Here is a 24,705-nt window from a genome sequence, read left to right as displayed (position 1 = left end):
AGGCCAGGCTCGCCAGCAGCTCTCCCGAGCCAGCCCGACGCCGTACGTACCACCAGACCCGATCGGTCAGGGACCTGTGAACAACGGGATTTCCGGAGTCGTCCGTGTGCCAGGCGCGCGGCGGTACCCGGCCAGGCCACATGCCCCGGCGCCCGCTCGCGAGGTCGACGACCCACCGTCCGGCGCCGGCTGCGCGTCCCGAAGCGCAGCCGGGCACCCACCCGGGCGAGGCCGCTACTTCCGTGACCACTCGCCCTCCAACTCCGCCATCCGCGCCTCCAGATCCCTGTAGCGCGCCTACAGGAACTTGATGTCGCAGTTGTGCTGGCGGCGAAAGGCGCCCATCACGACGCCGGTCAAGCGCAGCACCAGCACACGTACGAACAGCCAGGCGATCCCGCGACCGGCATCGTCGCTGGCCGGCGGCCCTGCAACGCACTGCACTCACAGCGAAGGGGCGCTGATACCCGGCGATCTTATGGCAACTCGAACGTCGGCAACCCCCTCACGATGCGCACCGTTTCGACGCTGACCGTCACGACGCGGCACAAGAGGTCGAGAATGTAGCGCGGGTTCCCCACTTCCCGAGCCCAGTCATTTGGGTCGCTAGTAATGCCCGACGCCTTGTCAGTCCTCACCTGATAGCGATCGAGGATCCATTCAATCGCGGACCGTGAACCCAGCATGTACTCATGAGCCTCCGCGGGAATATCCGAGATTGCAATGCGCGAGTTGTAGACCACCATAGAACGGTCTTTACTCTTACCCTTCCCGCCGAACCGCATCTTTTCGACGTGGTACCAGCCGAACAGGTCGGCGGATCCAGGCCCCGCGGGCAGGTCTCCAGTGATTGTCAGCGGGTATGGGTCGACATGCTCGTAGCCACGGTGTAGCTCAGCCAGCGCTCGCCCAGCGCCCGCGAACGCGTCGAAGTCATCGCGCAAGCGGACTCTGGGGACGCGGGGAAGCATCTTCTTTAGGTCAGCCGAGAACAGGGTGCGATAGTCCGGAGAGTGCAGCAGTCCATACACATAGAAGAAGACATCGTCTGCAGTGACGTCCGCTCCGTACGCCGCCTGGAAGTCTGCGACCACACCCGGAGTGATGTTGTCGACTCGCCGGTACCTTCCGACCCGCTCCCCAGTTGGCGTGGCGAGGCCGATCTCTTCCTGGGCTTCGCCGACAGGATCGATCTCTTCGTACGCCCAACGCGGAAAGAACTGGGCTGGATACGAGAAGAGATTGAGGTTTGGAATCGCGTCCACGAACAGAGTAGCGAGAGGCAGATCAGGTCCCGGCGCGAGGATGGCGATCCCGTAGTTCGGGACGTCGAGTTCCGGAAATGCAGTCGCCGTTCGGTACATCATTTCATTGAGATCACTCGAGTAGTACACCAGCTCCTTCGAGAAGGGGCGGTAAATCGTCGGCCGAACGGAGCCGCGAGCCTGGTCGTACCTGCGGCGGCGAGCGAGGTGATTCCTACTGGTTCGGTTCCAGACAAACGTGCTCGGGTCGACGGGAAGTTGATCTGTTGATCCTTCCGATTCGAAGTGCTCGAGAGCGGCGTTGTAGAAGGCGCACATCTTTGCCACTCGTGCCTGGAGTTTCTCGCGCGAGAAGCTGACCACGTGCGCATCTTTCCCGGTATTCAGACCGAGCGTGTACATGCCGAATACGGTCGGATCAGAACTCGACTTCGAGCCAAGCGACAAGTGGTCGTCGAGAAGACCGGTGCGCTGATTGATCCAATCTCCGGCACCATTGGGCAGAATGGTTTCCCACTCTAGCTCACGGAATGTCCCGCGGGCGAGGATCTCGAGCTTATCCTCGCGACTCAAGTAGTCCCCGATATCACGGTAGTAGATGGTGGCAGGACCTTCGTGTCCGGACTTCTTGACCAAGAAGGTGATCGCGACCGTGTTCCGGGAGCCCGCCCCGAAAATCTTGCCCCCCTCCTTGCGAGAGAGTTCACCAGCAGTGCGCTGATTGCCGCGGAGGTTGTAGACGTAGACGCTGGCGAACTCGCTAGCGAGTGCCTTGCGGAGCCCGTCCGTCGTATTCGCGTCCAGGAAACCGCCATTGGTGACGAACGCAATGATTCCTGCGTCCCTTACGCGGTCCGTAGCCCATCGGATCGCCCGAATGTAGGAGTCGTACAGTGTCCGGGCACTTCTCGCAGAGGTTCCCAGCGCATAGGACCTCTCGATCGCCTTGTCGAGCGTTGGGTACTTTAGATTTGCGTTGTTGTCATTGCTCGACGTTTGCCCGACGGAATACGGCGGATTTCCAACGATAACTCGAATATCGAGGGCCTTCTGCTCTTCGAGTCGGGCATTATTCGTCGGGAATATGAGATCGTCGATGGCGTCGTCGACTTCGGTCGACTGAAATGTATCGGTAAGCACGATGCCATCGAACGGCTCGTATCCGGCTCCCGGATCATCCTGAGCGACAACCCCGTGATATGCGGCCTCAATGTTGATAGCTGCAATGTAATACGCAAGCAGCATGATTTCATTCGCGTGCAGCTCGCTCGCATACTTCCGCGCGAGGTGGTGGCGATTGATGAGCCCGGACTGCAAGAGCCTGACGACAAAGGTCCCAGTGCCGGTGAACGGATCCAAGACGTGCACGCCGTCGTCCGAAAGGGAGGCTCCGAACTCTGCTCCCAAGAGATGCTCGACCGAACCCAAGATGAAGTCGACAATCTCGATGGGAGTGTAGACGATACCGAGCGCATCCGCCGTCTTCGGGAAGGCGGTCCTGAAGAACTTCTCATACAACTCGGCGATGATTTTCTGCTTGCCCTCGGCGTTGTCAATGCCGGCGGCACGCAGCCGAACAGACTCGTAAAACCTGTCCAGCGTCTCGTTCTCCGCTTCGAGGTTGTACTCGTCCAAGGTGTCGAGCATCGCCTGCATGACCTGGGAGACCGGGTTGTGTTCCGTGAACGAGTAGCCCTCGAACAGTGCGTCGAACACGGGTCGTGTGATCAGGTGCTGCGCAAGCATGTCGATCGCGTCGCCGCGGGTGATGGAGTCGTTGAGATTGCCGCGGAGTCCGGTGAGGAACGCGTCGAACTGCTCGTGCACCGGCACGTCAGGGTCGTCGAGGAGGGCGGTGATGCGCGTCGTGTGCTTCTCGGCGATGACGGCGACGTCCTTGGCCCAGTCCTCCCAGTACCGACGAGATCCGACCTTCTGGACGATCTTGGCGTAGATCGCCTCCCGCCATTCGCCCAGCTCGGGAAAAGCGAACTCGCCCTGCACATAGGACGGCGGGCCAGAGCCGTCTTGATCGTCTTCACCGCCCCCAACGCCGATGATCTGGATGCGGTCGTCCGACGCGCGGTTGAGCTCGATCTTGTTGACCATGGCGTCGAACCGCTCGTCGTGCGCGCGAAGAGCCTGGAGTACCTCCCAGACGATGGCGTAGCGGTCGTTGTCCCGGAGGGCATCCTCCGGCTGCATGCCCGAGGGGATGCCGATCGGCAGGATGATGTAGCCGTACTGTTTGCCCGGGGCCCGGCGCATGACCCGCCCCACGGACTGCACGACGTCAACCACGGACTTGCGCGGGTTGAGGAACATCACCGCGTCCAGCGCCGGGACGTCGACGCCCTCCGACAGGCACCGGGCGTTGGACAGGACCCGGCAATGCCCCTCGCCGATGCCGGCCTTGAGCCAGTCGAGCTTTTCGTTGCGGGCCAGGATGTTGAAGGTGCCGTCGACGTGCTCGACCTCGCACAGAAGGGGGTGGTCCTGCTTGCGCGGGTCCTCTGTGATGCCCGACTGCACGAGGTAGTCGGCGACGATGCCCTTGAACAGGTCCGCGAACTTCTTGGAGTCCTTGATGGAGCGGGCGAACGCGACTGCCCGGCTCATCGGAGAGGGGTCCGCGGCGAAGCCGGCTTCGAGCTGCCCCCGTTTGGCCAGGCCGTTCCAACAGCCGACGATCTTGGCGACGTCGTCGAGCTTCAGCTCGGAGTTTTCGTCAGCCAGTTGCACTTGGAACGTGCGGGAGACCGACTTCTCGTCCACGGCAAGGACGAGAACCTTGTAGTCGGTGAGCAGGTCCGCGCTGACGGCCTCGCCGAAGCCGAGGCGGTGGAACTCCTGGCCGTACTTGGTCTCGTCGTCCATTGAGGCGAGGACCGCTTGGGCCTGGCCAGCCTTGGCCTTGGACGCGTCGTCGTAGATGCGCGGAGTGGCCGTCATGTACAGGCGCCTAGCGGCCCGGATGAAGTCGTTGTCGTGCACACGGACGAAGGCCGACTCGTCCTCGCCAACAAGGGTGGCCCCGGTGGTGCGGTGAGCCTCGTCGCAGATCACCAGGTCGAAGTCGGGCAGGCCCTGGCCCTGGGCCTCGGCGACCACGCCAATGGACTGGTAGGTGGAGAAGACCACGGTGAGCTTGTCCGCACCGGCAGCGGTATCGGCCAGCTGGGCGTACAGACGGTTCGGGTCGGTGGTGGCCGGAATGGCGAGATCGACGACCGGGATGTCCTCGTCCGTCTGGGCCTGGGTGCGCTTGCCGACCTTGGTGTCGGAGCACACCGCGAACGGGCGCAAGTCGGTCTCCACCTCGATCGACCACTCGCGCAGGGTCTGGGCGAGCAGGGAGATGGACGGCACCAGGAACAGGACCGTGCCGCCGGGCTTGACCAGGTCCTCGGCGATCTTCAGCGAGGTGAAGGTCTTGCCCGTGCCGCAGGCCATGATGAGCTTGCCGCGATCCTCGATGGCGAAGCCGTTGCGGACCCGCTCCAGCGCGAGCTGCTGGTGTGGGCGGAGCTTCTTCCTGTCCTTGAGCGCCATGACCTCGGGCGTCGACAGGTCGAACTGCGACCAGTCGATCGAGGACTCGGCCAGGTCCATGAACCGCAGCCGCTGAACCGGGATCTGCTGGTTCTCGATGGCCTCTTCGGCGTTCGCCCCCCACTTGTCGGTGGTGGTCACGATCAGCCGCTGGGCGATGGGGTGCTTGCCAGACGCCGCCAGGAAAGAGTCGATGTGGTGCTTGTAGATGGTGGTCGCCGGGTCGTAGAACTTGCACTGGATCGCGACTGTGTCCCCGGTCGCCGCGTCCGTGGCCACGAGGTCGACGCCGGTGTCGGGACGCCCGTTCCGTCCGGGCCAGTCCATCCACATCCAGACGTCCGAGAACCGCTCAGACCACTGAAGATCCGTCTTGAAGAACTGCAGCATCAGCCGTTCGAACTTGTCGCCCTTGTCCCGCTCATCGGTCGCGGAGGCGTACAGCTGACCCAGGATGTCCTCAAGCGTTGTCACGGACTGCATCCTCCCCGATACGTTCAGCGCTGCCGCTGCAAGGCGCGCGGACACTACATGCGGTGCGGTCGCCCGGACCCCGTCCCTTCTGTGGCGGGGACCGGTAGCCCCAACCGCTTCAGCAGATGGCCCCCTGCTGCGGCAGCCGCCGGATTGCCTGGCGACAGCGGACCCGGTGGCCGCTCAGCACGAACTGCGGGCAGGGCAGCTCACGCGCGGATCAGGTGGGGCTGCAGGTGGTCAAGCACGGTCAGGTTGGCCTCCCACCCGGAGACGGTCGGCTGGTGCTCACCGAGCCAGAGCTTGTCCGGCTGCGGGAAAGTCTCCAGCTGGCGCCGCAGTCCGCCGCGGGTGACCAGCACACACGCCTGCCGGTGCCGGCTCAGCAACACGCACAACCGGCCCGCTTCGATGTGGAAGGCCGTGGCGTCACGGCGGCCACTCATGGGGTGCCAGGCGAACACAATCTCGAACTCGCGACCCTGCAGCCGGTTGGCCGTGTCGACAGCAACGGCGTCCGGCTCCAGGCCGAGCCCGGTGAGCACGGGCGCGAGGGCGTACCGGACGGCATCGCGCTGCGCGCGGTGCGCGACTCCGACTGCGAGGTGTTCGGCAGCGATGGGGTAGATGCGCCCGCGCTCGTCACGACAGGTCGCGCCACCGGTCAGGGTGCGTGTGACGAGTTCGACCAGGGCGTCCACAGCGCGCGGGTCGCCGGTTGGCATGTGGGCTTCGGGCAGCTCCAGCAGCGTCCACCCCGTCTGGGCCGCGTGCGTCAGGGCGGTGTCGATGCTGTCGCGGCCCGGCAGGCGCAGCTGCAGAGCGCGGGCGCCGGGCATGCTGGCGGCGGTGAACGGCTGGGTGTAGAAGGCCTCGGAGATGACCGCCGCCGCGGACGGCGCGAGCCGCCACGAGGTCGGCAGGGTGACCACTGCCGTGGTGGGGTGGCTGCGCAAGAGGGTGTGTGCAGCGGAGGCGAGCGGTGTGCCGTCGTAGCCGCGGACGAGGCTCTCGTCACCGGACGTCCACGGGTTGAGCTGGCCGGGGTCGCCGACGGCGAGCAGGCCGTCGAACAGGTCGGCCACCTCAAGCAGGCCGTCGCTGCGCATCTGGTAGACCTCGTCCACGATCCCGTAGGGCCATGTCCAGGAGCCAGCGTCGACGAAGGCCCACTTCTTGGCCGGGGCCACGACCACCGAGCAGCCGGTCAACGCCCCGATGTCCTTGCTGCACACGACGGACGGGTCAGCACTCAGGTCCGCGGGGGCGGCGTAGTCCGAGGCGTGGAGCCGGCCGATGGTGCGGTTGCTGCCGGTGAAGCGGGCCGACAGCGTGCGTGTCAGGTCGTCGGCCTGCGCATTGGTCTGGGTGACGATCGGGATGTTGTGGTCACCGCCGTGCAGCCGGTCGTCGGCAACGCTGCCCACGAGGGTCGTCTTGCCGGCCCCGGGCGGACTGTCTACGAGGGTGAGCCGCCAGCCGGGGGCCTGCATCTGGCGCAGCACCTCCGCGGTGGCGGCGGCGGATGCGCGACGGGCGGCTGGGTCGATGCTGGGCCGGGGCTGGGCCGTGCGCGTCGCCGGCGGGGTGGTCGTTGTGCGCGGCATGCGGACTCCTCGTCAGCGGGTCTGCGGTCGTGAACGGGTGTGCTCGGGAACGCCCGACCGGGGTCAGTCGGCGGTGGGCAGCGGAGTGACGGTCGCCAGAGGACGGGCTGCCGGCGGCAGCGCATCGACGTCGACCGGCGTGGGGATCGCCGGTCCGGCGGCACCAGCGGTCGGATCGGCCACAGGGGCGGGCAGCTGGTGCGTCCACGGCAGAGCTGACGGCAGCGTCTGCGGGTAGAACTCCTCCGGGCCGTACGGGGTCAGCTCGATGAGGTCGCCGGGCGCGGGCACGGCCGAGGGGGCCGGTTGCCCGTTGCCCATCCCCCCGGCCAGTTCGACTGTGACAATGCCCGTGGCCGGGTCGACGGCGACGACGTCGGCGGTCATGCGGGCCCGGCCGGTGACGTGCAGCCGCGCGCCGGGGGCGCGCAGATAGCCGACGTCGGGCTGCATCTGCAGCCGTGGCCGGTACCGGCGGCCCACGCGGTGACTCGGGTCGACGGCCACCACGGTGCCGCTGGTGGCCTCACCGTCGGCGATCAGCTCGTCGACGACGCACCGGTCGTCGAGGGCCGTCTGGCGGGCGTACTCGGCGACGGCCTTCTCGTTGTTCTGCAGCAGTCGCGCGCCGGACAGCGCGTCCAGCAGCCGGCGGAAGCGCGCGGTGCCACCGGTGACGTCGCCGTGCAGACGTGCCCACGCCTGGCGGTCGCCGTCGTGGCGGGCCGCTGTGTGCGCTGCGGGCGGCAGCGCACGGGCGACGTCGAGGGCGTCGAACGTCGCCTGGTAGCCAGGGAGCAACGCGGTCACGATCGCCTCGCGCATCTGGGCGGACGCCGCCACCGGGTCGGTGCCGGCGGCGACCCCGGCGCGCCAGGCGTCGATGGCGGGGTACAGCAACGGGTCGAAGGCTGCGTCCGGCTCCGGGCCGACGGGCAGGAACCCTCGCTCGACGGCGGCGGCGCTGGTGCGGCCGGATTCCCCTGCCATCGGGTCGATCCAGCCGAGCAGTGCGTGCAGGTTCTCCGTCTCCCCCGACAGCTGCCCGGTCGTCCAGTGCTCGCTGAGCAGCTGGGTGGCCACGACGAGCAGGTGGGACAGGGGGTCGTGGCTGCGCTGGGAGAAGACGGTCAGGTATGCGCCAAGGGCCGGCAGCAGAGGATCGACGTTCTGCTCCGCGGGCTTCAGGTAGCGCAGCGAGCGGCCGAGGACCTCACCCAGCCACGTGGCGGTGCCGGTGTTCGGGGTGACGATTTGCGGGGTGTCGACGGCCAGCACGGTCGTGCGGGTCTGTCCGGCGTTCGGGCCACGGGTCGGCGTGTACGTCCGCGTGGTGGTCGCGCCGAAACGGGTCAGGTAGCCGATGACGTCGCGGGCGACCTCCGCGAGGCCGGCGAAGCGCAGGTCACGGTTGAGAGGGTTGCCGAACGCGACGACGTGCGGATGATCGCGGTCAGTGCCGTAAAGCAGGCCCACGGGCGCGCCGGGCTCGTTGGCCAGGTGGTATGCGGTGATCACCAGCGGCTCGCGGCTCAGATGGGTGTGGCAACGGCTGCGGGCCGGGACGGCGTTGCCGGTGTCCGCGGCGCGCAGGGCGTCGAGCAGCCGGTTGCTGTTCACGAGCGGTCCTCCCGGTCGGTGTGTGGGCGTCGGAGTGGGTGGTGGCGGTGCGCCGGCAGGTGTGACGGACGGTCAGCTGACCCGGCGGGAGCGGGCGGCCTGAGCGCGGGCCAGCGCGGCGGCGAGCGCGATCTCGGCCTCGTCCCCCGGGGTACGGGTGCCCTCGGCGAGCGCCAGCGCGGTGGCGATGTGGCCGACGGATCCGCAGGCGCTGGCGGCGGTGCTGCCGAGGCTGGCCACCGCGCCGGTGCGGGCGGCCTCGTCGCGGCAGCGCAGGAAGGCCGGGCAGGACAGGCACGCGTCGCCGAAGGTCGGTGGGAGGGCATTGAAGGCGGCCGAGACGGCGGGGGCGACCTTCGCGATCTCGATGTCCTGCCCCCGACGCTTGGCCGGGTCGGCGGTGTTGGTGACGACCGGGAGCGTCGGCAGCGCAAGGCCGGGCGGGAGGACGGCGGCGAGCGCAGCGTCGTCGGGGAGTGTCTGCAACTGCCGCGTCAGGCGGCGGATGCGCGTCTCGAGGGGCAGCAGGTGGCCGACCGGGGTGAGGCTGAAGTTCTGCGGCAGGACCAGAAGCGAGGTGGTGGACACCGTCGCCGGGTTCAGCCCGAGGCCGGCCAGCGTCTGCTGGAGGGACATCGCGTAGACCGCGCTCTGCCGACCGGCGGCGTCGGCCTTGCCGGGATCGGCGCGACCGTCGAGGAACGGGAAGCTCTTGATCTCGATGATGTGCAGGAGCCCGCCGACGACGAGGGCGAGCGCGTCCTGCTCGAGGTAGGCGGTGCGGCTGCCGATCGTGAGCGTCGTCAAGCCGTGCCGGATGATCGTCGGCGCGCCCGGGGTGCCGCTGAGCATGGCTCGCAGCAGGTCGTTGGTCAGGCGGACGCGCGTAGCGTTGAGGTCGGGCACCGCGCCCAGGTTCTCGCGGACCTTCTTAGCGGACAGATCCTCGAACCTCACCTGGGCGACCGGCAGGTTGAGCTGCGAACGCAGGATGGGCAGCAGCTCCGAGGCACCGTTCGCCATGACGTGGTCCTCGAAGGAGTTGCCGCGGGCGAACGCGTGCTGCGCCTGCTCGCCGGGCGGGAGGTCGAGGATGCGTGTGAGGCTGTCGAGACCGACCGTTGAGTCGAACACCGCGCGGCGCACGCAGCCGGGAGTCTCCAGCATCGCGGTGATGCCCCGAGCGTTGAGCGCGACCGGCGTGTTCGCGCCGAGAAACGCACCGAGCGGGCCGACGGCCATCCCTCCGGGGCCGGGGCCCGTCCCGGACCCGGAGCTGCTCGAGGTTCCGCCCGGGCGGCGCGGCGGGCGGGAGCGGGTCGGGGGCATCACGCCTCCTTGCGGCGGTCGGCGGCGGAGTTGGAGATCACGCGGGGCTTGGAGCCGAACAGCTGGGTGGCGACGTCGAGCTGGCCGCGGGCGCGCTCGGCAGCGGCTTCCCGGTCGACGGTGTCCTCGTCGGCGAGCACGGCGAGTTCCGCGGCGGCCGCGGCGTGGATCTCCGCCACGTCGATCCACCCTCCCGCGCCGCTGGTGCTCCCCGTGCCGCTCATTGCGCCGGGCACAGTGCGGGCGAGGCGGGCGAGCAGCAGCGCATACGGCCGCAGCGCCCGGTCGGTCGCGGTCTCCGGCTCCATGCCCTGCTGCACGAGGTATCGCTCCGGCCCCGTGTCGACCGTGTCGCCGGGCGCCTCGATCGCATCCTCGATCGCGGGGCCGGAGCCGCTGGTGGGCGCCCGCGGCGTGCCGAGCCGGCGCAGAGCCGCGAAGTCGTCGGCGAGCGCCATGACGGTGTGCAAGAAGTCGACGCGGCTGCTGGCCGGCGCGATCAGCCTGACGGGCAGCGGGAAGACGCTGGAGGCGAGAACGCCGCGAACCGCCGTGAAGCGGTCGAACGTGAGCGCGGGGACCACGTAGGCGGGACGGGTAGCCGCGGTCCGGTAGCTGCGCTCCTCGTCCCGGCGCAGACTGGCCAACCGCGCGGTCGGCAGGTCGACGTCCTCACGCACCCGGACGATGTCGCGCAGCAGCGGAACGGCGATGGGCCGGCCCACCAGGTGCAGAGCCTCGAGCACGACCTCGCGCATCGGGCGCTCCTGCGCACCCGGTGCGGCAGGCAACCAAGTGCGCTCCGCTGCGCGCAGCCGCTTCCCGTCGCGGTTCACGCCCATGCCCGGGACCATCGGGAAGTTCGCGCCCTCGTCGGAGGCGCTTGCACCGTCCGCCCGGGACGAGCTCCGGCCGCTGGACGGCTTGGTGCGACTCCGGCGCACCGGCTTCGCACCCCGCTCGTCGGCGCGGGCGACCGGGGGCGGCTCGGGGGACTTCTGGCGTGAAGAGATCGCGGCACGCCCGGACGTAGTGGTGGCGAGCAACTGATCGCGGCGCTCCTCAACCGCACGCAGCTGGCCCCAGAGCTCCGCGACGAGGTCGTCGTCGCCGTCCGCCAAGGCCCGCGCGAACCCCTGCTGCAACGCCGGCAACGCCTGCAGCAGCTCGACCAGTTCCTCGTTCATGCCAGGAGGCTACCACGCGGCTTCCATGCTTTGTCCATGCTTTCGCTCCGGCCGGTGGCTCCCGCCGCCTCACTCCCATCGGAGTCCGGGCCGCTCGCCCAGCTCGGGCGGGCCAAAGCTGCGGACCGCCCTCGATCGGCGAGGTGGGATTGGGTCGGTGACCAGTTGGCTGGGCAGCCGCCTTCTCGAGAGACGCGCGACCCCGGGCGGTACTGCTCCCCGCCCGGGGCTCTGCCTGTTCGGGGACACGTCAGCCAGCAGGACGTCGCGCCGCCCCGCGAGGCACGTAGGTGCTGATGCTGCGCAAGCAAGACGCCTCCGCCCACCGAGCGGTGTTGCAGTGGCCGCCGGCGCGGAGGTTCGGGCCAGCGCCCACCCGGCGGTGGAGCGACGTCGCGACATCCGGTCGGAAGGGCGAGAGCGTCATGCGTCCTCGGGTGGCCGGGCTGGCGTCGCGCTGGGGCCCGCCGGCCGGCTCGGGGACGCCGGGCGCGCTCCCTGCCGCCGTCGCCCGGACGGTTCCCGGCAGCGGCCGCTCACGCCCGGCGTGCGGTGCTGTCGCGGCGGGACCCGTGGGCGATGTAGCGGCCTCCTTCGCGGGCGAGGCGTCCTCGGGCCGGGGGTCGGGGACTGCTCCCGGCCCGCGGCCGGGTTGCGACGTCGGCACCGTCGGCTGGTGCGGCGCGGCGTCCCGCGGCCCGACCGTGCGGGCGGCGGTCGAGGGGCTGGGCGACGTGGTGGTGCTGTCAATGCCGCGGGCGGCGCGGTCCTGGTGGCGCCGGGGGGCGGAAGCACCGGCGGTTGCCTGGGCGGGCAGAGGGGCGCGGACCGCGGCGGGGGCGGTGGCCTCCTCGGTGGTGGCCGAGTCCGTCGGTGGGCGGAAGACGACGATGAGGCTGTCGAACGGCGCGCTGTTCGTCGCGTCGCCGAACTTGAGGCGTCCCTTGACGAACCGCACCTCGGCCCCGTTCGCGAGGACGAGGTCGTGGAACCACTTCGTGCCGGTGCGGGAGGGCACCAGGCAGACGACGGTGGCGCCAGCGGCGGCGGCGGCGGCCTTGGCCACCCACATGTCGGTGATGCGCCGCCCGTAGGGCGGATTCATCCAGACGGCGCCGCCGAGCCGGGCGGCGTCGGCCGCCCAGTCGCCGGCCAGGCCGTCGCGGCGCGCGGGGTCGGTGTGGTCGAGGCCGTAGTAGGCCTCCACCTTCCGGTTCGTGGCGCTGGCGCAGGCGTCCACCACGAACCCGAACTCGGCGTGCAGGGGGTCGTAGGTGTCCTGCGGGGTGGGCCAGTTGTCGCTCTTGGAAGAGAAGAGAACGGAGCTGAAGGTGGACGTGGTGGTGCCGGTGGCGGTCATCGTTTCGGTGCCTTTACGGTCGGTCGGCGTTGCGGACCGTCCGGACCGTCCGGAGCGTCATCCGGTGGTCAGTCGCCGGAACATGACCTGGGCCACATCGGGCTATTTCGCAGGTGAGGTGCGGTGGATCCGGCGTCGGTGACCCTCGCGCGGGCGGGGAATCGGTCCACTCGGATCGCGGCCGTCCACCGCCCCCGGCACGCAGCGGCCGCGAGGGCCCATGCGAGATCCGTGATCGCGGCGGCCGTGGACGGCCTCCCCCGCTGCTGGGACGTGCCGCGACCGCTACCGCCAGCACTACCGCTGCGGCGTGAACGCCACTGCGAGCAGGTGTTCGCGGGCGCCGGTGACCGGGACGGCGTCGAGCCGGCGCAGCGCGCTGACGAGCGTGACGCACTGCCGGCGGTCGACGGTGGTGGCGACGAGCTGGCGGCTGGCAATCAGGTGGGTCATCGCCGGCCGGGTGACGCGCAGCGCCTTGCGGGCGTCGGCGACCGGCACCACCCGACCGTCGCCGTCCGGGTCGGGCACGACTGGGCAGGCGGCGAGGTAGGCCTCGACACTGTCGACGGTGACGTAGCGGTGGCGAGTGCCATCGGGGGCCGGTGCCTGGGTCAGCTGGCCCTGCCGCAGGAGGGTCTCCACGGTGACCCGCGGCAGCTGCAGCCCGTCGCTCCGCCTCGTCCAGCAGCATCACCCGGCCGGCCGCCTCCTCCCGGCGGGCGACCTCGGCATCGACGGCGGTGATGGCGGCCGCGGTGAGCCGGATCGCGCCGCCCTTCGCACGGTCCGGGTCGAGTACACCGAGATGGACGAGCAGGGTCCAGGTCTGGTGGTAGCTGTAGCCGAGCCGAACGGCGAGGCTGTCCACGGTCGCGGCGCTGCGGGCGAGGTAGGCGTCGAGGTGGCTGCGGTGGGTGTACCAGACCATGCGGTTCCCCCACAGCCGCTGATGAGCGCCGGTGATGACGCCGGTGCGCAGCAGCTTCCGGGCGGTCTGCGGCTCGATGCCGGCGAGCCGGGCGACGTCGGCCGCACTGACCGGCGGGTCCCCCGCCGGGTCCTCCGAGGCCTCGACGCCGGGCAGCTCCACCCGCGGCAGCGGCCGCAGCCAGCCGCTCGCCAGCAGCTCGGCGCGTAGGAGATGTGCGGTGGCCGCGCGGCGGGTGCCGCTCCCCCACTGCTCAGCCTTGCTGGTCGGAACCCGCAGGTCCCCCGGCGCCTGCTCGGCGGCGAGGGCGGTCAGCACGTCGGCGACCGGAACGAGCTCGTCGCCCTGCGGGCCGAGGTCGTACCCCTCGTGCACGTCCTGCGGCGAATGGTGGCCCAGGTACCAGCGGCGCAGCCGCTTGTCCACGCCGGCGTTGGCCAGCGCCGTCACCACCGAGTACCGCAGGTCGTGCGGGTTGAACGCCACGACGTCGTGGCCCTCGGCGCGCAGGGCGGCGAACGCAACCTCCAGCGCGCTGTAGAGCGCGGAGATGCCGCCGGTGTCGTCGCTGCCGATGCCCGGGATGAGCCTGGCAGCTGTGTTCACCTCGCCGGTGTCGGCATCGGTGTGGAAGACCCGAATCACCTCGCGGACGAGGTCGGCCAACTGCGCCGGCATCGGAACGGTGCGGTGCCGGCGGGTCTTGGTGTCGGGCTTGCTGGTGGCCCAGCGCAGCTGGCCGTCCTCGCTGCGGACGAGGCTGTTCTGGCCGCCCTGGCTGGTGACGGCCAGCCACATCCGCCCGCCGCGCTCGGTGATGTCGCCAACGGACAGTCCGTAGGCCTCGCCGATGCGCAGCCCGGCCATGCGCATCAGCCACAGCGCCAGCTGGAACACCGGGGCCAGGTGCCGGCCGAGTGCGGTCAGCTCGGCCAGAGGGACGAAGCGCGGCGGCTGGGACGGGGGCCGCAACCGCTGGTGCGGCAGCGGTTCGATGGCCGTCACCTTGTCGAAGGTGCCGCGGACGTCGGCCCCGAGGTCGCGGGCGTGGTCGATGATCGTGCGCAGCGTCCTCAGCACGGTGGTCTGGGTGGTCGCGGCCAGGCCGTGCGGCTCGTCTGGCCCGATGAGCAGGTCGGCCTCGCGCAGCCACAGCGGCCGGACCAGCTCGACCTCCTCGACGGTGACCAGGGTGAGCGCGCCGCGGGCGACGGCCTCGCGCAGCGCGGGGAGACCGCCCATGGCCACCGCGGCGGCGTCGGGGAGGGTCAGCCAGCTGCTTGCCAGGCCGGTGCGGCCGAGCAGGTCGCCGGCGACGGTGGCGGCCGGCAGGGGTGCCCCGCCGGAGACGGACTTCATGAGGCGCTTGGCGTGCTGCAGCCGGAGCCGGCTCACGCCGGCGCCGGGCTGCTCGGCGTCGAACTCCAGGGCGAACGGCAGCAGGTAGCGCTGTAGGTCGCTGGCGAGGTCGCCGGCGCGGACGCCGCCGGTGCGCCGCTCGACGCCGACGTGGGTGTGGAACCAGGCGAGGGTGACCTCGGCGAGGGTGTAGCCGTTCGGGTCGCGGGCCGGGTCCAGCCCGGCCCAGTCACCGTTGGCGAAGGCGATGAGGTCACAGGCCGGGGTGGCAACAGGGGCGCCGGAGACCAGCCGGACCAGCGCGGCAGCGTCGGCCGGGAGGTCCCCGATGTCCGGGCCGGCGGCGCGCGGCGCCGCCGGCACGGCCTCGGCCGACGGCGCCGCCGGGACTCCCCCGAGGGCGGGCGCCGCACCGGCAGCCAGGGAGACCGCACCCGTCGCGTCCTGCTCGCCGGCCGATGCCGACACGACGAGCGACAGGTGGCCGCGGCGGCGGAGGGCCGCGGTCATCGGGCGGCCTTCTCGCACAGCGCGAGACCCAGGCTGTCGATGATGTCGGTCAGCTTGCGAATCTGCCGGTCCTTCTCACTCACCTGGCCGGTGAGGGTGGCGACCACGGCGTCGCGCTCCGCGAGCCGGCCACGGACCTCGCCGAGCTCCCGCTGGGTGGCGACGAGCTGGTCCTGGGTGCGGCGCAGCTCGGCGGTGCCGGACGCCGTCGCGCCGCTGGGCAGGTCTGCGGGGTTGATGCGGCCGAGGCGGACCAGGTCGGCCAGCCGTAGCAGGGTCTGCCCGTTGACTCCGGTCCTTGTCTCCAGGTCATGCTTGCCCTCGAGGCGCTTGATGGTGGCCTCGCTGCAGCGCGCGAGCTCGGCGGCGTCGGCGCGGCTGACCCACTCCTCACCCTCGACGGGGACAGTAGCGGTGCTCATGGCGGTCTCTCTCCTGTCCGCGCCACCCGGGATGGGCGGGCGCGGACCGGCACCGTTCGAAGCGGGGAAAGATCGGCAGTCGCCCAGCAGCCCGCGGGTTGGGATCTCGCCCAGCCGGCGGCGTTCCCGTGCCGGCCGGGCACCAGTGGCCCCGGTGGGACCGGCGAGCAGCGCGGCCGTCCACGCGCTCCGCGCCGGGCGGGTCGCGACTGCGCCCGCGTCACCGGCCGCCGAGGCGCCGGTCCCGAGCGCCGAGGCCCGACGTGCCGCGCACGCGCAACGGGAGGAACGCAGCCGCCGGCCGCGACCGGTGTCCGCGGCGGGCCCCCGCGGAGATGCGCGGCCGGTGCGCACCCCCGTGCGCGGGCGGCCGCGGAAGAAGGCCTGCTCAGGCCGAGGGTGCAGCGGGGGGACGCACCGCGGCTGCCCGGGCAGCGCCCCCGCAGTGGCCGGGGCATCGCCGGAGCATCGGCCGCCCCACACCGGGGGCGGAAACGCGACCGGCCCCTCCGCTGAGCGGTAGGGGCCGGTCCGGAACTGCGGAATCGCAGGTCCGCGTAGTAGCGGGGGCAGGATTCGAACCTGCGACCTCTGGGTTATGAGCCCAGCGAGCTACCGAGCTGCTCCACCCCGCGTCGGTAGAACCCACTGTACCAGCCGGCAGCGGAGGGGAGGGCGCGGGTCCCGCACCCTCCACTCCGGCGTCAGCCCGTGGGCGTCTGTCCACCGCCGGCCTGCTGCGCCTGCTGGTAGGCCTCGACGGCCGCCTGGAGGTCCTCCAGCGCCTGGCCCTGCGCCGCGAAGTCGCCGTTGCGCTGGGCGGTCTCCAGGGCCTGCAGCGCCGCCTGGATGTCGGCCACGGCCTGGTCCAGGGCGGCGTTGCCGGAGGTGCCGCCGTCGGCCGGCGGGGCCGGCGTCGTCGGCTGCGTCGGCTCGGTGTCCTCGTCGTCGGTCACGGACGTGCCCTCGTCCCCGGCGACGGCCTCGCCCGCCCCGGCCCCGAAGACCTGGTCGAGCGCCTCCTCCAGGGTGTCGCCGTACCCGACCCGGTCGCCGTAGTTGACCAGCACCTTCTGCAGCAGCGGGAAGGAGTTCTCTCCCGTGCCCTGCACGTACAGCGGCTCCACGTAGAGCAGCCCGCTGCCGCCGATCGGGAGCGTCAGCAGGTTGCCGAACACCGCTCGGGACTCCTGGCTGTTGAACAGCGTGAGGTCCGGACGCACCTGGTTGTTGGTGATGAAGGACTGCTGCACCTGCTGCGGGCCACGGAACGGCGTGTTGCCGGGCAACCGCAGGACCTGGATCTCCCCGTAGGTCTCCGGATCGCTGGACGCCGAGATGAACGAGGACAGGTTCTCCCGGTTGAACGCGTTCAGCGCACTGGTCAGCTGGAAGGACGCCTTCGGGTCACCCGGCCGCTGGGCGAGGATGTAGTACGGCGGCTGCGCCTCGTCGGTGTCCTGCGTCGGGTCGTTGGGCACCTGCCACCGGTCGTTCTGGTTGTAGAAGTCGACCGGGTTGGACACGTGGTAGCGGGTGAGGATGTCCCGCTGCAGCTTGAACAGGTCCTCCGGGTAGCGAACGTGGGAGACCAGCTCCTCCGGCATGTCCTCCCGGTCCTGCACGGTGCCCGGGAAGGCCTTCCGGTAGGTCTGGAGGACCGGGTCCTCCTTGTCCCACTCGTACAGGGTCACCGTGCCGTCGTAGGCGTCGACGGTGGCCTTCACCGAGTTGCGGACGTAGTTGAACTGGTCGTTCGGCAGCGCCGTCGTCCCCGCCCCGGTGAGCGAGTCCTGCGCCGTCGTCCCGAGGTCGCGCGGCTCGGCGTAGGGGTAGGCGTCCGACGTCGTGTAGCCGTCGAGGATCCACATCACCCGGCCGTCGATCACGGCGGGGTACGGGTCGCCGTCCACCTCGAGGAACGGCGCGGCCTTCTCGACACGTTCGCGCGGGTCGCGGACGTAGAGCACCTTCGACTCGTCGTTGACCGCGCCGGAGAGCAGGAAGTTCCGCTCGCGGTAGTGGATGGCGAAGGTGAGCTGGCGGAAGAAGCTGCCGATCTCGACGCCACCCTCGCCGTCATAGGTGTTGTTGAGCTGTCCCTCGTCCGACCCGTCCTCCGGCCGGTCGAACTCGCGCGGCTCGGAGCCCTCGGGCGCACCGACGACGGAGTAGACGTCCTGCCCGCCCTGCTGGATCAGCTCGCCGTAGTAGATGCGCGGCTGCTCGGGGACGATCTCGCCGCGGACCGGGAGGTCGCGGGTGGTGAAGTTCGGCTCGCCGCCCTCGGTGCCCGCGACCACCTCGTTCGCGGGCGCGGCGACGAAGCCGTTGCCGTGGGTGTAGACCGTGTGCCGGTTGATCCAGCTCTGCTGGTTCTCCGACAGCCCCTCGGTGTTGAGCTCCCGGACCGCGACGACGTAGTCACGGGTCTCGCCGTCGATGGTGTACCGGTCGATGTCGAGCTTCTCCGGGAAGCCGTAGACGTTGCGGATCTGCTGGCGGGCGGTGAACGTCTCGGAGAGCACGTTCGGGTCCAGCAGCCGCGCGTTCGGGACGGTCTCGGTGTCGTTGCGGATCTGGGCGTTGACCGCCTCGGTGTCGACCTCGTCGCCCGTGGTCTCCTGCGCGTACTCGACGTAGTCGATCTCGGACAGACCGTACGCGTCGAGCGTGGACTGGATGGCCCGCTCGATGTAGGGCGCTTCCTTCTGGTCGGCGCTGGGGCGCACCACGAACTGCTGGACGATGGCCGGGTACGCCACGCCGATCACCAGGCTCGAGATCAGCAGCAGCACCAGCGCCGCGGCCGGCAGCAGGAAGTTGCGGACGACGATGTTGGCGAAGAAGGCGAGGGCGCAGACCGCGGCGACGAAGACCAGGATCGTCTTCGGCACCAGGAGCGCGTTGACGTCGGTGTAGCTGGCGCCGGTGAAGACCTCACCGCGGTCGGAGTAGACCAGCCCGTACCGGTCCAACCAGTAGGCCACCGCCTTGAGGCCGACGAACAGGCCCAGCAGCACCGAGAGCTGCACGCGCGCGGCACCGGTCAGCTTCTGGCCCGGCGTCTGCAGCCGCAGGCCGCCGAACACGTAGTGCGTCAGGACCGACCCGATCAGTGCGAGCAGCACGATCGCGAAGCCGAAGCCCAGCACCAGCCGGTAGAAGGGGTAGTCGAAGACGAAGAAGGACAGGTCGATCCCGAACTGCGGATCGGTCCGCCCGAAGTCGGTGCTGTTGCGGAAGGTCAGCCAGGTCTGCCAGCTGCCCTGGGCGGTGAACCCGGCGAACAGGCCGAGGACGACGGCCACTGCGGTCAGCACCAGGCCCCGCCGCGGCTCCAGCGACTGCCGGTAGCGCTCGAGGTTCTGCTGCTCCAGCGACATCGGGCGGAAGGTGGGCCGGAAGCGGTAGGCGAGGTAGATCGACGTGGCCACCAGGCCACCGGTGGCCACGCCCGCGACGGCGAACAGGAGGGCACGGGTCTGGAGCTCGGTCCAGAAGACCTCGGTGTAGTCGGTCTCGTCGAACCACAGGTAGTCGACGTAGACGTTGGTCAGCGTGCCGATCGCGGTGAACAGCACCAGCAGTACGGCGACGGCGCCGAGGACCAGCTTCGCGCGGCGCGACAGGGTCGGCACCGGCACGGGAGGCCGCATGGCCACGAGCGCTCTCCTTCGATTTCAGGCTGTTGCAGGCGTGCGGTGACCCGGGGCTGCGGCCCTGGGGTCGCCCGACGGGTGATCGGGCGGGGTGTCTTCGGTCCCGCGGGTAGAACCTCCGGTCATCCCAGCACAACGCGTGGCGGGCGCCGGGGTTCCCTGCGTGGTCATGGGCCCGTGATGAGGGCCCCGGTGGTCATGGCATCAGCACAGGGGCGGGGTCCGTCCGGCCGTGAAGTCGTCGAGCGCCCGGAGGGCGTCGTCGAGCGTGGCCACGCGGGCCAGCGGGAAGCCGGGATCGGGTGCGGCAGCGGCCTCGGCGCAGTTCCCGGCGGGCACCAGGAACAGCTCCGCGCCGATCTCCTCGGCGGCGACCATCTTCAGCGGGATCCCGCCGATCGGCCCGACGTTTCCGTCGGTGTCCATGGTGCCGGTGCCGGCGATCACCGCCCCCTCGGTGAGGTCCTCCTCCCCCACCAGGTCGAGGATGCCGAGCGTCAGCATGAGCCCCGCCGACGGGCCGCCGACGTCCTCCACCTGGATGTCGACGTCGAAGGGGGCCGAGGGCTGCTCGAGGATGGTGACGCCCAGCAGCGACCCGGGGCGGTCCTCCGCCGCCCGGGTCGTGACCGTGGCGGTGCCCGGTTCGTCCAGCCGCGTGTAGGACACGGTCACGGAGGAGCCCCCGGGGATCGACTGGAGAACTTCGGTGAGCGCCTCCGAGTCCGGCGTCGGGACACCGTCGACCGCCTCGAGGGCGTCGCCCTCCTCCAGCGCCCCCTCCGAGGGCGAGTCGTCGGCCAGGCCCTGCACGACCACCTTCACCGGATACCCCAGCCGGCCCAGCGCCACCGTCTGTGCGGCCTGCTCGGAGGTCAGGAACGCCTCGCGGTTGGCCCGCCGCGTCTCCTCCTCGGTCCGGTCGGGCGGGTAGACCGCCTCCTCGGGGACGATGCTCACTTCGTCGTCGAACCAGCCCACGACCGCCTGGACCAGGCTGAGGCCGCCGCGGCTGACGCCGACGGTGGTGAGGTTGAGGTTGCCCTCGACGTCGTTGCGCTCGCGGCCCTCGATGCTGATGATCGGCTCCCCCTCGAACTCGCCGAGGGTGTTGAAGGTCGGCCCGGGAACCTGCGCGACGTAAGGCACCGGCAGCGTCGTCCCCACGAGCCCGAACAGGACCAGGAGCACGACACCGGCGGTCAGGACGGCGATCCGACGGGTCACGACGGGCGAGCCTATGTCGCGGAGCTGGAGGACGCCGTCCGCCCAGGGCGCAACCGTCGTCGGCCCCGCCCCCGGCCGAAGATCACGCGTCTACCGTGGACGCATGAGTGACGTGCCGTTCGGCTTCGGACTGCCCGACCGCGATCCGGAGCGCCGTGAGCCCGGCCAGGGGGGCAACCCGGGCGATCCGTTCGGCCTCGGCGCCCTGTTCGGCGGCATCGCCGGCGGTGGCTCGCCCGAGGACCTGCTCGGCAAGATGCCGCTGTTCGCCGAGCTGCAGAAGCTGATGAGCTGGTCGGGCGGTCCGGTCAACTGGGACCTCGCCCGGCAGGGCGCCATCAGCCAGCTCGCGGCCGGCCACCAGCCGTCGTCGGACGCCGAGCGGACCGCCGTCGCCGAGGCGCTGCGGCTGGCCGACCTGTGGCTCGACCAGGTGACCGAGCTGCCGTCGGGCATCGAGCGCACCGCCGCCTGGTCGCGGGTCGAGTGGGTCGAGCAGACGCTGCCGGCCTGGGGAGCCCTCGTCGACCCGCTGGCCGAGCGGGTGGTGGCCGCCATGACCAGCGCCCTGCCGCAGGAGGCGGCCATGTCCTTCGGGCCGGTCGCCGGGATCATGGGCCGGATGGGCGGGCTGATGTTCGGCGCCCAGGTCGGCCAGGCCCTCGGCAGGCTCGCCGACGAGGTGGTGACCAGCACCGATGTCGGCCTGCCCCTCGCCCCGGCCGGCACCGGCGTGCTCGTGCCGCAGAACGTCGCGGCCTTCGCGGCCGGGCTCGACCGGCCCGCCGACGAGGTGCGCCTGTTCCTCGCCCTCCGGGAGGCGGCTTCCCAGCGGTTGTTCGCCCACGTCCCGTGGCTGCGCCAGCAGCTGCAGGACGCCGTGCACGCCTACGCCCGGGGCATCACGATCGACCGCGAGGCGATCGAGCGCGGGATCACCGAGGCGATGTCCGGGATGGAGGGCGGCATCGACCCCAGCAACCCCGAGAGCATCCAGCAGCTGCTGGGCAGCGGCGTCCTCGAGCCGGAGGAGACCCCCGAGCAGCAGATGGCCCTGCGCCGGCTGGAGACCCTGCTGGCTCTGGTGGAGGGCTGGGTCGACACCGTGGTCGCCGAGGCGGCGAAGGACCGGCTGCCCGGTCACTCCGCCCTCGCCGAGACCATGCGGCGGCGCCGGGCTTCGGGCGGTCCGGCGGAGCAGACCTTCGCCACGCTGGTCGGCCTGGAGCTCCGCCCGCGGCGCCTGCGTGACGCCGCGACGGTGTGGGCTGCCATGGGCCAGCAGCACGGGGTGGCCGACCGCGACCGGCTGTGGTCGCACCCCGACCTGCTGCCCACCTCCGAGGACCTCGACGAGCCGCTGGACTTCGTGGCGCGCCAGGGTCTCGACGACGAACTCGCGGGGCTCACCGCGGACGACCCGGAGCAGCGCACGGATCCGGAGAAGCCCGAGGAGGACTAGCGGAGAAGGCCGTCCAGGACGCCGCCCGGAGCCGGGGCGGGAACGAGCCAGGCCCGCCCTGAGCCCGCGTGGGACGGGCAGGACGCGGCGCTTGCTCAGTCGACGAGGTCGGCGGCGGGTTCCCCGTCGGCGGCCGGGCCCATCGCGGCGGCCAGCTCCACGCCCTCGAGGAAGCCCCGGGCGCGCTCGGCCCGGGGATAGCGGGCCACGAGCCCCCAGAAGCGCTCGTCGTGCCCCGGCTCGAGCAGGTGCACCAGCTCGTGGACCAGGACGTAGTCGACGACGTACTCCGGCATCGACCGGAGGCGGCTGGACAGCCGGATGCTGCGGTCGGCCGGGGTGCACGAGCCCCAGCGGCGGTTCTGGTTGTCCACCCAGCGGACGCTGCCCGGCTCCGCCAGCCCGTCGAGGTGCGCGGCCGACAGCGCCCGGGCGCGGGTCATCAGCTCGTCGTCGCCGCCCAGGGATCGACGGCGGCGCTCCTCGCGGGTCTGCAGCTTCGCCACCATCTGCGCCACCCAGCGCCGCTCCTCCGCGGGGCTGAACGCGGCCGGGATGAGGACAACGGTGCGCCCCTTCTCCCGGTAGGCGGTGACCGTGCGGCGGCGCCGGGCACTGCGCCGCACCTCGACGACCTCGGCCTCGGCCGGGGTGTCGGGTCGCCCGGCGGACCGGCCGGTGCTGCCGCTGTCGGCGCCCGGGCCGGAACGGGCGGCCGACACGACGCGACCGTCCCGGGCTGCGGGCGGCGGGCCGGCCGGCTCGGGGCGCGCGTGGGCGTCGGGAGTCGTTCCGGGCACGCAGGCACCGTAAGGCACCGCGCCGACACCGCGCCTGCGCGGAGGCACCCGCTCGGGTACACGTCGCACGGACGGTGGACACGACCGCCGCTCCACCCGGTGACGACGGTTGCTCCCGGTATCCCGTCCACAATCCGCCGCGGGCGATATGCCCAGGTGGGAGACCCGGTCGTAGGCGGATGGAGCACGTTGTCCCCGGTGCCGTCCCCGGCCCGCGCACAGGGACACGCCGGGCCGTCCCCACGCCGTCCACAGTGTCGTCCACAGGCTGTGGGTGGCCGGGTGCGAGCGGCAGGACGGCAGCCGGCCGCCCCCGGAGTCCCGGGCCGTGCGCACGGGTAGCGTCCCTGGCCAACGGAGCCCGGCGCGCGTGTCGAGGCACCCCGAGTCCGAGGAGATCCCGTGGCGGAGAGCTACAACGGCTACTGCGTGAAGTGCAAGGAGAAGCGCGACTTCGACGGCGAGGTCAAGGTCAGCGAGTCCGGCCGGCGGATGGCGCAGGGCACGTGCCCGGTGTGCGGCACCAAGATGAACCGGATCCTCGGCAAGGCCTGAGGCCCCTGCAGGGTCCCGACGCGCGCTCGCGAGCGTCGGGGGGCAGAGGGCGTCCTTGCCGCTCGCACGCTCGGCGCGGGTCCCCGAGGGAGGCCCGCGAGCACGTCACCACGGCGGCGTCCCCTGGGGGGCGCCGCCGTTCGTCGTCCCGGGGCCTGTGGACGGACGCTGCGGGGGACGGCGCGGCGCTGCGACCCTGCCCCGGTGAGCGACACCCTCCATCCCCTGCTCCCCGCGACCACCCCTCTCCTGCGGAGCGGCGAGCGCGCGGTCCAGGTCGGGGGTGTCGACGGCGGCGCCGGGTTGCTGCTGGACGACTGCGGCGCCGGGCTGTCAGCGGTCCTGCGCGCACTGGACGGGCGCCGGTCCCAGCGGGCCGTTCTCGCGGACGCCGCCCGCGACGGGCTGGACACCGGGCTCGTCGGGCAGGTGCTCGACCGGCTGCGGTCGGCCGGGCTGCTGCTCGACCTGGACGACGCCGACCTGCTCGCCGCGGATGCCGGTCCGGCCGCGGCCGCCCGCACCGCGACGGAACTGCCGGCGGCGCTGACGCGTCCCGGCGGCTGGCGGGCACGGCGGCGGGCGGTGGTCGTCGTGGAGGGCGCCACGCGGGTCGGCACGCCTCTCGCGGCCATGCTGGCGGCCAGCGGGGTCGGCCGGGTCAGCGTCCGCGACCCCGGGCTCACCACGGCCGGGGACGCCGTCGTCGGCGGCCTGAGCGCCGCCGACGAGGGACGACCACGGTCCCTGGCCGCCGCGGACGCGGTGCGCCGGGCGAGCCCGCTCACCGATCTCCGGCCGCTGTCGTCCGACGCCGGGACGGACCTCGTCGTGCTCGCCCGCCCGTGGGCCGCCTCCGACCCCCTCGTGAGCGGCATCCACCGGTCCGGGGTACCGCACCTGGTCGCCACGGTGCGGGGGCAGACCGGCGTCGTCGGGCCACTCGTCGTCCCCGGCGTCACCAGCTGCCTGCGTTGCGCCGATCTGCACCGCCGGGACGCCGACGCCCGCTGGCCGGCCCTGGCGGCCCAGCTGACCGCCGGCGAGGCGCCGCCCAGCGGCACGGCGGTCACCTGCGTGCTGACGGCAGCGACCGCGGCGATGCAGGTGCTCGCGTACCTGGACGGCTCGGCCGCGCCCGGTGCCCTGGAGGCCACGATCGAGCTGCGTCCACCGCACCCGGTCCCGCGGGTGCGGCGCTGGCCGGTCCACCCGCGATGTGGCTGCGGAGCGGCCGGCGAGGAGCAGCCGACCGGTCCCCCCATCCTCCCGGCGCCCCGTGCCGGCGACCCGGTCATCGCGTCCGTGCGCACGGACCGCCCGCGGCAGGGAACAATGGGCGGCTGACCGAGCCCACGAGCTCACCGAGACGACACGGCGGCG

15 protein-coding genes and 1 tRNA gene are annotated in these 24,705 nt (G+C 71.4%); 3 read left to right on the top strand and 13 right to left on the bottom strand.

Going from position 1 to position 24,705, the window contains the following annotated elements:
• Window positions 1-297: 297 nt before the first annotated feature.
• The 12 genes from ACFSHS_RS02655 to ACFSHS_RS02600 form a co-directional block, all read right to left on the bottom strand.
• On the bottom strand, window positions 298-444 hold the full coding sequence (locus ACFSHS_RS02655; protein WP_376871369.1) for a hypothetical protein: 147 nt from the start codon (window positions 442-444) through the stop codon (window positions 298-300).
• A gap of 32 nt (window positions 445-476) precedes the next feature.
• On the bottom strand, window positions 477-5,300 hold the full coding sequence (locus tag ACFSHS_RS02650; RefSeq protein ID WP_376871367.1) for a DEAD/DEAH box helicase: 4,824 nt from the start codon (window positions 5,298-5,300) through the stop codon (window positions 477-479).
• Window positions 5,301-5,500: 200 nt separating this feature from the next.
• On the bottom strand, window positions 5,501-6,898 hold the full coding sequence (locus tag ACFSHS_RS02645) for an AAA domain-containing protein (protein ID WP_376871365.1): 1,398 nt from the start codon (window positions 6,896-6,898) through the stop codon (window positions 5,501-5,503).
• A 63-nt stretch (window positions 6,899-6,961) separates the two neighbouring features.
• Window positions 6,962-8,518, bottom strand: coding sequence for a hypothetical protein (locus ACFSHS_RS02640; RefSeq protein ID WP_376871362.1), 1,557 nt, complete (start codon window positions 8,516-8,518; stop codon window positions 6,962-6,964).
• Between the two features lie 72 nt (window positions 8,519-8,590).
• Window positions 8,591-9,760, bottom strand: a complete 1,170-nt coding sequence (locus tag ACFSHS_RS02635) for a hypothetical protein (protein ID WP_376871359.1) — start codon at window positions 9,758-9,760, stop codon at window positions 8,591-8,593.
• Between the two features lie 86 nt (window positions 9,761-9,846).
• The gene (locus ACFSHS_RS02630) at window positions 9,847-11,034 is read right to left on the bottom strand and encodes a hypothetical protein (RefSeq protein ID WP_376871357.1); all 1,188 of its coding nucleotides are present in this window, start codon (window positions 11,032-11,034) and stop codon (window positions 9,847-9,849) included.
• 250 nt (window positions 11,035-11,284) lie between these two features.
• Complete coding sequence (locus tag ACFSHS_RS02625; protein WP_376871355.1) at window positions 11,285-12,394, bottom strand: DNA N-6-adenine-methyltransferase; 1,110 nt, start codon at window positions 12,392-12,394, stop codon at window positions 11,285-11,287.
• A 13-nt stretch (window positions 12,395-12,407) separates the two neighbouring features.
• Window positions 12,408-15,194: a tyrosine-type recombinase/integrase gene (locus ACFSHS_RS02620; protein ID WP_376871353.1), complete on the bottom strand. Its 2,787-nt coding sequence runs from the start codon at window positions 15,192-15,194 to the stop codon at window positions 12,408-12,410.
• Window positions 15,191-15,616, bottom strand: coding sequence for a hypothetical protein (locus tag ACFSHS_RS02615; RefSeq protein WP_376871351.1), 426 nt, complete (start codon window positions 15,614-15,616; stop codon window positions 15,191-15,193). Before ACFSHS_RS02615 ends, ACFSHS_RS02620 begins: the two co-directional genes overlap by 4 nt.
• Window positions 15,617-16,177: 561 nt before the next feature.
• A tRNA-Met gene (locus ACFSHS_RS02610) sits at window positions 16,178-16,251 on the bottom strand.
• A 69-nt stretch (window positions 16,252-16,320) separates the two neighbouring features.
• Entirely contained in the window at window positions 16,321-19,275 is a 2,955-nt protein-coding gene (locus ACFSHS_RS02605; protein WP_376871774.1) for a UPF0182 family membrane protein, read from the bottom strand.
• A gap of 207 nt (window positions 19,276-19,482) precedes the next feature.
• Window positions 19,483-20,505, bottom strand: a complete 1,023-nt coding sequence (locus tag ACFSHS_RS02600) for a YlbL family protein (protein WP_376871349.1) — start codon at window positions 20,503-20,505, stop codon at window positions 19,483-19,485.
• 103 nt (window positions 20,506-20,608) lie between these two features.
• On the opposite strand from ACFSHS_RS02600, the gene ACFSHS_RS02595 reads away from it, so the two are divergent.
• On the top strand, window positions 20,609-21,967 hold the full coding sequence (locus tag ACFSHS_RS02595; protein WP_376871347.1) for a zinc-dependent metalloprotease: 1,359 nt from the start codon (window positions 20,609-20,611) through the stop codon (window positions 21,965-21,967).
• Between the two features lie 95 nt (window positions 21,968-22,062).
• Here the strand turns inward: ACFSHS_RS02595 and ACFSHS_RS02590 are convergent, their stop codons facing one another.
• Window positions 22,063-22,767: a M48 metallopeptidase family protein gene (locus ACFSHS_RS02590; RefSeq protein ID WP_376871345.1), complete on the bottom strand. Its 705-nt coding sequence runs from the start codon at window positions 22,765-22,767 to the stop codon at window positions 22,063-22,065.
• Between the two features lie 402 nt (window positions 22,768-23,169).
• Here ACFSHS_RS02590 and ACFSHS_RS02585 point away from each other — a divergent pair, with 402 nt between their 5' ends.
• A complete protein-coding gene (locus ACFSHS_RS02585) occupies window positions 23,170-23,322 on the top strand; it encodes a DUF5679 domain-containing protein (protein ID WP_012950213.1) in 153 nt (50 codons plus the stop codon).
• A gap of 204 nt (window positions 23,323-23,526) precedes the next feature.
• The gene (locus ACFSHS_RS02580; RefSeq protein WP_376871341.1) at window positions 23,527-24,669 is read left to right on the top strand and encodes a ThiF family adenylyltransferase; all 1,143 of its coding nucleotides are present in this window, start codon (window positions 23,527-23,529) and stop codon (window positions 24,667-24,669) included.
• Window positions 24,670-24,705: the final 36 nt, after the last annotated feature.

It is taken from the genome of Blastococcus deserti (assembly GCF_042682525.1).
GTDB classification, from domain to species: domain Bacteria; phylum Actinomycetota; class Actinomycetes; order Mycobacteriales; family Geodermatophilaceae; genus Blastococcus_B; species Blastococcus_B deserti.
This window is presented reverse-complemented; position numbering and strand designations above follow the sequence as displayed.

Coding starts and splice junctions, on each gene's coding strand:
- ACFSHS_RS02650 (WP_376871367.1), bottom strand. CDS start 5,300: ATGCAGTCCGTGACAACGCTTGAGGACATCCTGGGTCAGCTGTACGCC.
- ACFSHS_RS02645 (WP_376871365.1), bottom strand. CDS start 6,898: ATGCCGCGCACAACGACCACCCCGCCGGCGACGCGCACGGCCCAGCCC.
- ACFSHS_RS02635 (WP_376871359.1), bottom strand. CDS start 9,760: ATGGCCGTCGGCCCGCTCGGTGCGTTTCTCGGCGCGAACACGCCGGTC.
- ACFSHS_RS02630 (WP_376871357.1), bottom strand. CDS start 11,034: ATGAACGAGGAACTGGTCGAGCTGCTGCAGGCGTTGCCGGCGTTGCAG.
- ACFSHS_RS02625 (WP_376871355.1), bottom strand. CDS start 12,394: ATGACCGCCACCGGCACCACCACGTCCACCTTCAGCTCCGTTCTCTTC.
- ACFSHS_RS02620 (WP_376871353.1), bottom strand. CDS start 15,194: ATGACCGCGGCCCTCCGCCGCCGCGGCCACCTGTCGCTCGTCGTGTCG.
- ACFSHS_RS02615 (WP_376871351.1), bottom strand. CDS start 15,616: ATGAGCACCGCTACTGTCCCCGTCGAGGGTGAGGAGTGGGTCAGCCGC.
- ACFSHS_RS02605 (WP_376871774.1), bottom strand. CDS start 19,275: ATGCGGCCTCCCGTGCCGGTGCCGACCCTGTCGCGCCGCGCGAAGCTG.
- ACFSHS_RS02595 (WP_376871347.1), top strand. CDS start 20,609: ATGAGTGACGTGCCGTTCGGCTTCGGACTGCCCGACCGCGATCCGGAG.